The sequence below is a fragment of the Methanogenium organophilum genome (assembly GCF_026684035.1).
Taxonomy (GTDB): Archaea; Halobacteriota; Methanomicrobia; order Methanomicrobiales; family Methanomicrobiaceae; genus Methanogenium; species Methanogenium organophilum.
The window spans coordinates 2,488,674-2,501,663 of record NZ_CP113361.1; the positions used below are offsets into that span (position 1 = coordinate 2,488,674).

The following is a 12,990-nucleotide window of genomic DNA, read 5'->3' on the forward strand; positions in this document are numbered from 1 at the left end:
AGGCCTTCCCTTTCAGTGATGTATAGTACTGTGGGTTTATCAGAAGGAGGCATCCCTCCCACTCTGTTTGAATCTGCCATGCCGGTTTTTTGTCTGCTGATATTTTTTGCAGGTTCCTGAATTCGGGAGAACCTATGGCTGATCCGAATGTTGAGGGGGTGTTTGCGTGTATCTCTTAGCGCACACAGGTTGAAATGAATAGACAGATCATTATATACGAAAACACGCTGGAATTGTCTGTTTGTGCCAGAAATGATTTACTTTTCACCATATGGCGAAGAAATATGAAATAATCATATATCATTGTGTAAATAACCGGATGGTATCGTATGGGATAATTCTGTTTTCTCCTTTTTTTAATCGCCATTTTTCGGGAATTAGAGGATAAAATGGACGTATTTCAGATTCATCTTTTGTGAGTGAAATAATACCTGCAAATTGGCATTTATTTGTAAAAATGATGGATTATTGCGAGTTACTGTGCGGCCGTAACCCACAGATAATTTGAGAGGATGTATTCGTTGTCTGCAGATGAGATCAGACAACTCCGGGCTTCTGTGTGGATTTGATTTTTCTGATCAAATAGACGTCATAGATCCTGTTTAACCGAAGAATTGTCTCATTTTGGTATTTTTCAAATTGGTGCTGATCCAAATTTGGATTTGCAGGGGTGAGACTGGAGGGGGGTTCTATTCCTCTCATCCGGCGTGTCAGGTTATTTAAGATAAACTCAGGGACAAATAATCGGGTTCAGACGAATGAATTTGTTCATTAACGGCAGTTTATTGTCTAAGGGTCCGGTACATCATTGGTAGTGTCACCATATTGTGTAGGTAACCGGGACTCATAATAAAATATGTTCTCCCCAGGGGCCTGATTCAATAGAAAAATCCTTCTATACACAGACAATTTCCTGCCAAAAACAGCAAATGATTAATGTATAAATTAATGTATAAATGGGGAATTATGAAAAAACCGGTAACTATTTTACTAAATATCGTATTACATAGTATTATATGGCAAAGACAGGATTCTTACTGGTTGGACATGGTAGCAAGAAACCGTACAATAAAGAACTCATTGAAACAACAGCAGACCTGGTTGCATCAAAAGAAGACAGATTCCTCGTGAAATCCGGATTCATGAGCATTAACGAACCAACGGTGCAGGAAAAACTTGAGGAATTTAAGGGAGAAGACATCGAAAAACTCGTTGTTGTGCCACTCTTCCTCGCAAAAGGTATCCACATCTTAGTCGACATTCCTGAAATCCTCGGACTTGCTGAAGGTTCAAATGCCGGCACGTTCGCCCTTGCAAACGGAACCGAAATTCCTCTGCTCTACGCACAGCCTATTGGCAGTGACCCGATGCTTGCTGATCTGATGATTAAAAACGCAGATGCAGTACTGAACAATCAGTCCTGATTCATATGTATATTCTGGTGGTTGACACCATCCATGGCGGGACCGAAATATCCCGCCATCTTTTATTGCAGGGTCATCGTGTTGACACTGTTGATGTGTACCGTGGAGACGGCAGTATCTCAGTTGATGAGGCACTGAAACGGACATATGATATCATCGCAGCACCGGTCCATCTCGACCCTGGCCATCCCCTGATGCAGATGACAGCACAGTACCGGACGCATCACCAGATGACTCCCTTTTGTCTGGGAAAAACCTGTCCCCGTTTTACCGTAGAAATCACCGGAGCACGGGGGAAAACGACCACGGCGCATGCACTTGCATCTATTCTTCCGGGATCCGGTATTCTGCTCTCTTCTGTCGGGATTACTGAATTTCCGTCACAAACGGTGTTAGGCAAAAAAAGCATCACCCCTGCATCGACCATTGTCGCAGCAAAGATGGCCATTGCCTCCGGTGGCTGGCTGATTGCAGAGGAATCTCTGGGGGTCAGTGGCATAGGTACTCTTGGCATTCTGACATCAGATGAGGATTACCTCTGTGCAGGCGGAAAAAAGCATGCAGCAGAGATCAAAAAGGGGATGCTTCTCTCCTGCAAGACCATTCTCGCCGCACCCGGCATATCCTGGGAGGATGAGCGAATCCTCCACGCAGAAGATATTGTCTCCTGCGAAGATGCGGTTTGCACATGGTCATACAAGGGGAGGGAGGGATCATTCACCAATTCCCTCCTCTGTCTCACCGCTTACCGAAATGCCATACAGACTGCCGCCGCTGCAGCATGCATTTTGGGATACTCACCAGATCTTCTCAGAACATTTACCGCCCTTCCGGGAAGACTCCATGCCACGCCGGTTGGCTCATCGGTACTAATTGATGACGCAAATTCCGGTACATCACAAAAAACCGCCATTGAAGCAGTCCGATATGGTAGGACTATCCTCCCGGAATCACCGGTGCATCTTGTTATCGGTGCTGAAGCAGAGAATATCTGCGAAGGCTTTTCTCTCACAGATATCAAACACGTAATTGAAACAACTGAACCGGACTCTGTTATACTGGTGGGCAGTGCCTACCCGGATGATACAGAATCCCAGTTGTCATACCCATGCGTCCATCTTTCTACCCTTGCAGAGGGGGAGGAATATGCCAAGACCATATCACATGCAGGAGTTATCGTGCTCGCTGTGAAAACCTGGAGATAAAACATATGCAGTACATTCAGCCACGACCCAGTTCGATTGTTGCCGCCCTCTATACCGCCCGTGATCTGGGATGTGACCTTGCCATTCTACACGGACCATCAGGATGCTCGTTTAAACATGCACGCCTCCTCGAAGAAGACGGACTGCGGGTACTGACAACATCCCTTGGCGACAATGAGTTCATCTTCGGGGGACAGGACGCACTTGAACGTGTCCTGAGATATGCAGAAGAAACCTTTTCGCCCTCACGAATTGCGGTTGTCGGCACCTGTGTCTCGATGATCATCGGTGAGGATATGGAGGCGGCCATCCGCGATTCCGGAATCCATACACCAGCAATTGCTATGGATATTCATGCAGGATTTCGGGAAAATATTGATGGAGTCATGGCGGCACTCCGTCCTGCTGCAGATGCCGGATGGATTAGTGTTGAAGAACTGGACCGTCAGAAACGGCTCCTTATCGGTGCAAATGAAGTTGAACGGACACGGGGGGCTGCATGCAAACCATATATCGAACCTTCCCGCGGTGATCTCAAACATATTGCAGCAGGGCGCCTCCTCGAATGCATCGGTGCCGGAAAAAAAGGGCTTGTAATCCTGAATGCAAAAAAGGAGACCGCATATATGTTCGCAGACATTATGGTTGCCGTCCATGAATCGTCTCCTGAGGCGGACATCCGGTACTATGCAAATCTCTCTGATCTGGGCCTTGCAAAGGTACGACGGGATGCGGAAAATATCAGGAATGGTCTGAAGGCGCATGATATCGAACCGATTCTGACCGGTGCCCTTGATGAATATGGTGTCCTGGGAGATGCGCTGGGAGAAATCATACAGAAAGCCAAACCGGATTTCGCTGTTGTGGCAGGCGTACCTCATGCAATTCCCCCGCAATACACCGAAGGAGTTGAGATGTTTTCCATTACTAACGGTCCCCGGCAGGTTGAACCGTTACGTGACATCGGCCACCAGCACGTCGTTGTAGAAATTGACCTGCACCCGAAAACGCTTGGCGTTCATGAAATTGTTGCAAGTGAATTCGGGGAGACGATACGGAGTCTTTTATGAAGAGTCTTCTCATCACCGGAGACCGTTCAGGAAGTGGGAAAACAAGCATCACCCTTGCGATAGCAGCACTGCTTTCCGAAGAGAATATTGTCCAGCCGTTTAAAGTGGCCATGGACTATATTGATCCCTCATATCTCACCGGCGTTACCGGCAGGGCATGCAGAAACCTGGATAGTTTCGTCATGGACACTCCGCTGATTCATGATGTGTATGCGAATGGTGCAATCGGGGCGGACATCTCCATTGTTGAAGGCGTCCGGGGCCTCTATGAAGGATCTGATGCCCTGACAGACAGGGGGTCAACTGCAAGTATCGCAAAGACCCTTGATCTGCCGGTTATTCTGGTGGTGGATGCCCGAAGCATTACCCGCAGTGCAGCAGCACTGGTGAAAGGATTCCAAATGTTTGACCCGGCAGTCCGTATTAAAGGCGTCATTCTCAATCAGGTGAAAGGCGGGATACACCGGGAAAAAGCAACAAAAGCAATCGAACATGCATGCGGCATTCCGGTCATTGGTGCGATTCCCCGGAGTGAAGAGATGAAACTCACCATGCGGCATTTGGGCCTGGTGCCATTCCTTGAAGGGTCACAAAAATCAGTATTCACTGAAAAAATACAGGTAATCACCCGGATCATCGGGAATCATGTCGATTTTGACCAGCTTCTTGATATCGCAAAGGAATCACCCGCACCCCAAAAACAGCCCGCACTGTTTCGTCCGGCAGCCGAAACAGACATAAAAATTGGCATTGCCCTTGATGAATCATTCAATTTTTACTACAACGATCTCTTTGATATTCTCCGTGCACTGGGTGCAGAACCAGTGTTTTTCAGTCCGATACATGACCGACTGCCGGATGCGGACGGGTATATCATCGGCGGGGGATATCCTGAACTCTTTGCGGACAAACTGGAAGACAACACCCGGATGCGGGACGCCATCCGGGAAGTATCTGCAAATGGCGCCCCCATCTATGCGGAATGCGGCGGACTCATCTATCTCACAGAAGATCTGATTCTTGGTTCCGGGTATGACGGACGAACAACAGACGAACATTATGCAATGGCGGGTGTGTTCGAAGGTGAAACACGAATGCCGGTGAAACGGGTCATTGGGTATGTGGAAGGAATTGCATCGGATAAAAGCCCTCTTGGGGGAGGTTTTTTTGCCGGGCATGAATTCCATCATACTGATGTGCGCCTCGCAGATGACACCGAATATGCATATCGGCTTACCCGTGGGAAAGGCATCCGGGATAACCGGGACGGAGCGATTTGCAACAATACCATTGCAGGATATACTCATCTGCATCCATCTTCCGTTCCCGATATGTTCAGGCATTTCACCGAGACGTGCAGGAACCATTTTGAATAACTCTTTTTATTCCGGAATCTTCAGACACAAACCATTTGATTATCCACTGAGTATACTATTGTATGCTGATTTACCTGAACGGAGAGTTTGTCCAGGAAGAGGACGCAAAAGTATCTGTCTTTGACCATGGTCTGCTCTACGGAGACGGCGTTTTTGAAGGCATTCGTGCCTATAACGGGAGGGTGTTTCGCCTCCGGGAACATATCGAAAGGATGTGGGATTCTGCAAAAACCATCGACCTGAAGATACCAATCACAAAAGAGGAGATGGAGGAAGCCATTCTTGAGACACTTCGGAAAAATGACCTCAAAGACGCCTATATACGCCCGATTATAACGCGAGGTGTCGGTGATCTTGGACTTGATCCAAATAAATGCGCGACGCCCACCATTATTGTGATTGCAACCGGATGGGGCGCCATGTACGGTGACCTCTATGATAAGGGTCTCACTGCTATTACCTGCTCCATCAGAAGGAATCCGGCACAATCGCTCCCCCCGAATGTAAAGAGTCTCAATTACCTGAACAATATAATGGCAAAGATTGAAGCCAATTATAAGGGTGGCGACGAGGCAATCTTCTTTGATACAAACGGGTATGTTGCAGAAGGGTCCGGAGACAACATCTATGTAGTGAAAAACGGTGTCATCATCACGCCGCATACCCTGAATAACCTCAGGGGGATAACCCGAATGGTGCTCCTTGAAGTTGCGGATGAAATGGGCATTCCGGTGCTGGAACAGAACCTGGGGTATTTTGATCTCTATACCGCTGACGAAGTCATTGTCACCGGATCTGCAGCAGAAGTTGCACCTGTAACAAAAATTGATGGCCGTGAAATAGGCACAGGAAAACCAGGGCCGGTTGTCAAACAGCTGATGGCCGGATTCACACTCAAGACAGAGACAGAGGGCACTCCTGTTTACTAATTTTTTCCATATTTTCATCCGGATTTTTGTGGTAAAGTTCAATGCGAAAAATATAAATCAGAATGACCCGTATATATTCAGGCACAAGCGTGCCTACTGCTGATATAGTGTAGGGGCCAATCATGCTGGCCTTTCACGCCAGCGACTGGGGTTCGAATCCCCATATCAGCATACTTTTGTACCGTTAATTCTCAGTTATTCTAACTATCCTCCGGAAAGGCATAAGATGCTATCCCGGCATCAAAATATGTTTAAGGGGGAATCTCCGGTAATTATTTTCAGTAATAATTCCGAATCAGCAGAAATGGAAATGGGGTGTGAATTTGTTTTCATTGGGTCTTAGAAATTCTAAACCCGATTATATGGTTTCTCAATTTTTGATGAATGTCTATAAGAGGAAATAAAATCACTGTGAAAGTGTAAAACAGGATAATCGTCCTTATCTGGAGCGGGTTTCCTGGTGTGTATACTCCTCGGAAATTCCTATTGGCCCATATTCCACATTTGCTGCCTCACTTACATTCAAAGGTAGTCGGTAGTATTTCTTTTGAGAGTTTTTCAATAATAAGAAAATCATTCCTTCAAATTTTCCGTATTTATTGAACAGATTATCCAAAATGGATCACTGGAAAGAAAACTGGCATCACCTCACAGACATAAGTCCCGAAATCGCCTGATTATCAGTGATAATGCCAATGGTTTTGGATATTTTCGGACTATAAAGCACATTATCATTGGCAATTGGTAAATTTAGCTGGTATATCTTCACTTATCCCATTATTCTATCCTCATACACACCTTTTACCTCTGGAACAAGGAGAGCGTGTTCAATACCAATACGCAGAACTTCTGTATTGGCTATCTCATGAAAATCTCTGGAATGATCGAAGTGAACAATCCAAAATTATGGAGAAGGCTAAAAGAATCAGGAGGATGATTAATGGCTGAAGGGCAACCGGTAAGATAGACGATAAAATGATTGTACCTAAAAATTCAGGCATCCTGAAATTTCCTGTCAAACCGAAAGAAAAGAATAATCATTGTGTGGGCGTGGATCGATCCCGTTGATTTTATAGAAACCTTTATGGCGGAATGGTTTTTTGCCTAATCGTGGCAAAATCTAATGGTCCCCGCCATGATGGGTGAGTGCCAGTCGGTGTCTTGAGCACAGACACTTTGAAATATTAGCATGGGCTGGTCACTGGCGGTTATTCGGGCAGATTCTGTTATATGTACTGGTAATAGTTGTGATGACAATGAAATCTGTCAGGTGCTCAAACGAATGTGTGTTGGGAATAAAAACGAATATTATAAATAATATAATACATTTCCACAATTTGAATTAATGAAATAACTAAATTTTATTTAGTTCCATTTGTCCGCCAATTTCTGTATTTGTGCCCAATTTGCCAGTATTATTATTTAATAAAATAAATATGGGGATTTGGTTGTTTTTGGAATTTGGAATACATATTTATACTATAATGCCACCACTACGCACAATGTTACCAATCTCAGCATTTGCATCAGAACAGTAGTAAATTTCACTCAGGATTAATGAAAAGGGAGGAATATATGCAACAAATACAGAATCAGGTAGTAAGTAAATCGAATCCGACAAAGACTTCAATCAATATGGATCCTATGCAGAATCAGATCGTAAATAAATCGACCCTGATAAAGCCCCCCGTCAATTTGGATCCTATACAGAATCAGGTAGGTAGAAAATCAACTCCGACAAAGACCCCCGTCAATTTGGATTCGATACAATACAATAAACTGTCTGCAATTATCCCGGCTTACAATGAAGCTTTGTCGATTGGAAGTCTCGTCCTGAAGACGAAGAAGTATGTTGATCATGTCATTGTCATCGATGACGGTTCAAATGACAAAACAGCAGATATTGCCAGGCTTGCTGGTGCAACGGTAATTCAGCTTGAAAAAAATCAGGGTAAAGCACAAGCTCTGATGTATGGGTTTGAACTGCTAAAACAGGAGGGTTACACAACAGCAGTGATGTTTGACGGAGATGGACAGCATAATCCTGACGACATTCCTGCCATCGTTGAACCCGTCCTCAGAGGCGAGGCTGATCTTGTTATCGGTTCGCGATACCTTGGAAAGGAATCTGCTATTCCTGCTTATCGAATGATCGGGCAGAAAACACTGGGTGCATTCACAAATTTTGGAGCAAAGACAAAAACAACCGATTCGACATCAGGGTTCAGGGCATTGAGCACTAAGGCCATAAATAACCTTGATTTCAGCTCCGAGGGCTACAGTATTGAATTTGATATGATCAATCACTTCGCCTCACGAAATTTGCAGATCACCGAAGTCCCCATAGAGGTAGCATACGGTGATCCGAATTTTCATAAGAAAAATGCATTTACGCAAGGTCTTGGACCTCTGTACGATCTGATAGGGACCGTTGGATATAAGCGTCCAATGTTGGTATTTGTATTTACCGGCGCGTTAATTGCTCTATTTGGACTTTTAGCCGGATATTTCGCGTTTCCTATGGAATTCCCGTTCATTCTTACGATGGTGAGTGCTGTAGCGGTACTTCTTGGATTCCTCCTCATATCGTCAGGACTGTTACTCAATTCGCTGGTCCAGATTATGAAAATCTACAGGAAATGAATGAAACAGGCAATGAAAATGGGGTTTATTATTCACAATGATCTCGTTCCCTGTGATCCGGAGATGTCATTATTTGAGAAACACGGAGTGTTTTCCTTTTACCATAGCCAAATCTCTGAAAATGATATCATTATACGGACATACGGATTTGGAAAACCGGTGAAAATGGCAGATGTTAACAACAGTATTTCAGAGGATTTGCTTGAAAGGGGGGCTGGAAAATTCATGTCGCCTTTGGATCCTAAGAGTCTGGCCAGGATGATTTTCACGCTGTTAAAGAGCAATGCTCAAAGAAGGGATACGAGAACAAATATCCTGATTAAATTAAAACCGGATTTATTACAGGAATCCTTGTTGAACACGCGATTGTTCCGGAATTCCGGGAATTCCTCTCAAAGAGAAATGGGATAAATTTGTTTTTGTCAGAGAGACTCATTTAACCAGATTTCCTATGGGTAGGTAAATTTATGGAGAACAAAATGAAATTATCAGATCCTTTTCAAATGAATGATTGGCCAATTATTCCTTTACTAAAACTAGTTATTGCCCTCCATCTCGTTTTAGTGGGTCTGATAACCCTTGAATATTTAGGATTCTCAATCCCGGTCTTACGACAACTCATCAGTTTTTTATATATCATATATATCCCTGGGATGCTGGTTCTTAGAATTCTTGGGATGCATAACCTTAAGTCATCAGAAACGCTGCTCTATTCAATTGGATCAAGCATTGCAGTGTTAATGTTTACCGGATGTGTCATGAACATTGTTTATCCGTTTTTTGGAATTCAAAGGCCATTTTCGACAATTCCGATGATACTCACAATAAGCGGGATTATTCTAATCCTTTGCATTCTTTGTTATATTCGTGATAAAGAATTTGCAATTCCACATTTCATCAACATTGATAGAAAGGACTATCCGGTAATTTTTGGTTTGCTTCTCATCCCCTGTCTATCTGTGCTGGGGACACACCTGATGAATGTTCATCATAATAACATTCTCCTGATGTTCATGATCGTTGTAATTGCACTGGTTGCCATATTGATCGGTTTTGATAAGGTTATTCCGACAAAATTCTATCCTTTGGCTATTTTTGTGCTGACACTTTCTCTTTTGTTTCATAAATCACTCATATCGATGAATCTATGGGGGTGGGACATCTTTCATGAATATTACCTTGCTAATCTGGTGATCGAGAATTCATTCTGGGATTCAACAATTCGTGCAAATACCAATGCAATGCTAAGTATTGTTTCTCTTATACCCTTTTTTTCATCTATATGTGACATGGATCCGGTCTGGGTACTGAAAATAATTTATCCCTTCATATTTTCATTGGTACCTCTGGGATTATATGTTGCAGTAAAAAAACAAACGAATATGAAAATCGCATTCTTTTCAATGTTCTTTTTCATCTCGATTTTTACTTTCTATTCTGAAATGCTCGCATTGGCACGGCAGCAAATAGCAGAATTATTCCTTGTCCTGACAATTTTGGTGATGATCGATAAAACGATGGACAGAAGAAAGAGTCTACATTTACTGTACCTATTTGGTGCTTCAATTATCGTATCCCATTATGGCCTGACATGGATATACCTGTTCTCTCTCATTGCTGTGTGGATACTCTTGATTTTAATGGAAAATTCGAAGATTTGGGCATTCAAAGAGATCATTTATTCCAAAATACGAAAAATTGTTGATAAATCTCAGGGAAATTCCGGTCAAATACCAGTACCGTTCAGGACAATAACTCTGGCTTATGTATTGTTCTTTATAATGTTTACCATTTTTTGGTACATTACCTTCTCGAGTGGATCCGTTCTTGACTCGGTTATTGCTATTGGCGAACGGATTGTGACCAGTATCTCTGATGACTTTATGAATCCTGAGGCTGCGCAGGGAATGAGTGTCATCGTCACGGAGGCCACATCAATGTTGCATACCATTACCAAATATCTGCATTTTGTGACAATATTTTTTATTATTGTTGGACTCTTTATCTGCGTGATTTTAAGAGACAAATTCAAATTTGAGAACGAGTATGTTGCTTTTTCTGAAATAAATTTTTTAATCTGCGTTGGCGGCGTTACCATACCATATTTTGCCAACGCACTCAATACAACAAGGCTGTACCATATAACCCTCATTTTTTTGGCACCGTTCTGTATAATCGGTGCGTTGATCGTCTTTAGTATTATTTTCAGACATTTCTTCAAAGGCAATTCATATGGGGCGATCTCAATATTTTTCGTGATTTTTCTATTATTTAATTCCGGATTTGTTGATGAAATTGCAACGGGCAAATCAACGTCTATAGCGTTGGACCATACAGCCATTGAAAGCACCACAGACTCTGAACTCTTCAATGATCGGGAAGTTTCAGGTGCCCAATGGCTGGACAGTGTGCATAATGATCTGATCTTTGTTGATGAAATACGGAGAAATTTATTCAAAAGTTTTGGATATTTATACACGGAAACTTTGCCTGATAATTCGAGTAAAATGTGGGGGCACGCGTACCTCTATTTGGGGACATACAATATTATGGAAAAACAAAGTCGAACTGAAGAACATGAAACGACAGCTACGACCATAATGAATAATGATTCAATGAGCGTTTTTCTGAATCGAAATAAAATCTTTGCCAACGGTGGTGCAGAGGTGTATTACAAGTGATCTCTCATGCCGGAAGGAAAGGTACTATGAGAAAACCGGAAAACAACTTTTGCCTATCCGATGATTTATCATGGGACAGATATTGTATTGATGTCGTAATGTCCTGGTTTGATCAATATATTTATTTGATCTTATTAGTTCTTACAGATGGTTTTATTCCCAATTGCAATAGCTATAGATTAAATGACCTTGTTTGATAGCCAGTCTTTTGCCAAAGATGTTTTAAAACTTGTAACCGGCACCACATTTGCCCAGATTATCATAGTTTTATCCTCACCGGTTCTCACTCGTCTCTATGGTCCTGAAGCCTTTGGATTACTTGCTATCTTTACTTCAATTATGGGCATCATAGGAATCATTGCCTGCGTACGGTACGAACTTGCGATTATGCTTCCCGATGATGATCGCGAAGCTGCAAATCTGTTGGGTATTTGCCTACTCTGTGCGGTAATGGTCAGTATACTAACTATACCAATTTTTTATTTTGGTGGAGATTTCCTTATTTCCCTGCTTCAGGCGCCTGATCTTGCACCATACCTAATCATAATTCCACTATTTGTTTTTGTTAACGGTGTCTTTCTGTCACTGAACTACTGGAATTCACGTACCAAACTTTTCGGACGCCTTTCGATTGCTAATATTATCAGTTCTGTTACAGGAACGGGTGTAAAGTTGGGGGCCGGATTAGCAGGGTATACAACAGGAGGAAGCCTCATTGGTGCAAACCTAATAGGTTCTTCTGTCTCAACTGCAGTGCTTGGAGGACAGATCTGGCGAGACGATCGTGTCCTTCTGCGTGAAAGCATCTCCTGGAAGAAAATGCTGGAAGGGCTAAAGCGTTACAAAAAATTCCCTCTGATTGATAGCGGTTCGGCACTGTTAAACACTCTTTCGTGGCATTTACCGACGTTTATCCTGGCAGCGTTTTTTTCTCCGGTTATAGTTGGTTATTATTCACTTGGTTTTATGGTACTTCAACTGCCTATGACTTTGATCGGTGGTTCGATATCTCAGGTATTTTTTCAGCAGGCGTCAGTAGAATACAGAAGCGGTGATCTCGCCTCATTTGTGGAAACAATATCTGAAGTTCTCCTTAAAGTTGGGTTACTCCCGATGTTGATCGTTGGAATTGTCGGGCCGGATATTTTTTCGGTGGTATTTGGAAGTGCATGGGAGGAGGCAGGATTATATGCACAAATATTGAGTTTTTGGACCATAATCTGGTTTTTATATGCGCCATTAAGTACAATATACGTTGTACTGGAAAAACAGAGTTTTGGACTAATATTTAGTGGATTTAATTTCATTACACGAATTATATCTCTGTTTGTTGGTGGCATGATGGGAAGTGTGGTTATTGCTCTTGGCTTATTATCATTTTCTGGAATTTTGATTTATGGTATTTTTTTTGTGATGCTTGTAGGTATGGCCGGAATGCCGCGGAAAAATATAATTCGAGTAATTGGGAAGTCATTTGGTATAACGATTCCAGCAATTGTAATTCTTATATTTGCTAAATTACTTGCGCTAAATTCTATAATTATATTAGTATTATCGTGTTTAATTTTTATTGCCTATTACCTATATGTTGTCCTGGCAGATCCGAACATTAAAAAGTTCATTCCTTTTTCATTTAATTTGAAATGATTTCATGGTTTCACT

Annotated in this window: 9 protein-coding genes and 1 tRNA gene; all 10 read left to right on the forward strand. The window is 42.7% G+C overall.

What is annotated here, in order from left to right:
- Window positions 1-1,016 precede the first annotated feature (1,016 nt).
- Window positions 1,017-1,424 carry a sirohydrochlorin nickelochelatase gene (gene cfbA / locus OU421_RS12225; RefSeq protein WP_268186382.1) on the forward strand — a complete coding sequence of 136 codons (408 nt, stop codon included), beginning with the start codon at window positions 1,017-1,019 and terminating at the stop codon, window positions 1,422-1,424.
- 5 nt (window positions 1,425-1,429) lie between these two features.
- Window positions 1,430-2,629, forward strand: a complete 1,200-nt coding sequence (gene cfbE / locus OU421_RS12230; RefSeq protein ID WP_268186383.1) for a coenzyme F430 synthase — start codon at window positions 1,430-1,432, stop codon at window positions 2,627-2,629.
- Between the two features lie 5 nt (window positions 2,630-2,634).
- Entirely contained in the window at window positions 2,635-3,699 is a 1,065-nt protein-coding gene (cfbD, locus tag OU421_RS12235; RefSeq protein ID WP_268186384.1) for a Ni-sirohydrochlorin a,c-diamide reductive cyclase catalytic subunit, read from the forward strand.
- The gene (cfbB, locus tag OU421_RS12240) at window positions 3,696-5,075 is read left to right on the forward strand and encodes a Ni-sirohydrochlorin a,c-diamide synthase (protein WP_268186385.1); all 1,380 of its coding nucleotides are present in this window, start codon (window positions 3,696-3,698) and stop codon (window positions 5,073-5,075) included. The genes cfbD and cfbB overlap by 4 nt, the downstream gene beginning before the upstream one ends.
- Before the next feature lie 62 nt (window positions 5,076-5,137).
- The gene (ilvE, locus tag OU421_RS12245; protein WP_268186386.1) at window positions 5,138-6,004 is read left to right on the forward strand and encodes a branched-chain-amino-acid transaminase; all 867 of its coding nucleotides are present in this window, start codon (window positions 5,138-5,140) and stop codon (window positions 6,002-6,004) included.
- A gap of 98 nt (window positions 6,005-6,102) precedes the next feature.
- Window positions 6,103-6,175: transfer RNA gene (locus tag OU421_RS12250), tRNA-Glu, on the forward strand.
- 1,386 nt (window positions 6,176-7,561) lie between these two features.
- Window positions 7,562-8,647, forward strand: a complete 1,086-nt coding sequence (locus OU421_RS12255; protein ID WP_268186387.1) for a glycosyltransferase family 2 protein — start codon at window positions 7,562-7,564, stop codon at window positions 8,645-8,647.
- Window positions 8,648-9,058: a hypothetical protein gene (locus tag OU421_RS12260; protein WP_268186388.1), complete on the forward strand. Its 411-nt coding sequence runs from the start codon at window positions 8,648-8,650 to the stop codon at window positions 9,056-9,058.
- A 68-nt stretch (window positions 9,059-9,126) separates the two neighbouring features.
- Window positions 9,127-11,328, forward strand: coding sequence for a DUF2206 domain-containing protein (locus OU421_RS12265; protein ID WP_268186389.1), 2,202 nt, complete (start codon window positions 9,127-9,129; stop codon window positions 11,326-11,328).
- 183 nt (window positions 11,329-11,511) lie between these two features.
- Window positions 11,512-12,975 (forward strand): oligosaccharide flippase family protein, encoded by a 1,464-nt coding sequence (locus tag OU421_RS12270; RefSeq protein ID WP_268186390.1) that lies wholly within the window; start codon window positions 11,512-11,514, stop codon window positions 12,973-12,975.
- Window positions 12,976-12,990: the final 15 nt, after the last annotated feature.

Bases quoted from the DNA above. Each gene is read 5' to 3' on its own strand.
- cfbA (WP_268186382.1), top strand. From the start codon at position 1,017: ATGGCAAAGACAGGATTCTTACTGGTTGGACATGGTAGCAAGAAACCG.
- cfbE (WP_268186383.1), top strand. From the start codon at position 1,430: ATGTATATTCTGGTGGTTGACACCATCCATGGCGGGACCGAAATATCC.
- cfbD (WP_268186384.1), top strand. From the start codon at position 2,635: ATGCAGTACATTCAGCCACGACCCAGTTCGATTGTTGCCGCCCTCTAT.
- cfbB (WP_268186385.1), top strand. From the start codon at position 3,696: ATGAAGAGTCTTCTCATCACCGGAGACCGTTCAGGAAGTGGGAAAACA.
- ilvE (WP_268186386.1), top strand. From the start codon at position 5,138: ATGCTGATTTACCTGAACGGAGAGTTTGTCCAGGAAGAGGACGCAAAA.
- OU421_RS12255 (WP_268186387.1), top strand. From the start codon at position 7,562: ATGAAAAGGGAGGAATATATGCAACAAATACAGAATCAGGTAGTAAGT.
- OU421_RS12260 (WP_268186388.1), top strand. From the start codon at position 8,648: ATGAAACAGGCAATGAAAATGGGGTTTATTATTCACAATGATCTCGTT.
- OU421_RS12265 (WP_268186389.1), top strand. From the start codon at position 9,127: ATGAAATTATCAGATCCTTTTCAAATGAATGATTGGCCAATTATTCCT.
- OU421_RS12270 (WP_268186390.1), top strand. From the start codon at position 11,512: ATGACCTTGTTTGATAGCCAGTCTTTTGCCAAAGATGTTTTAAAACTT.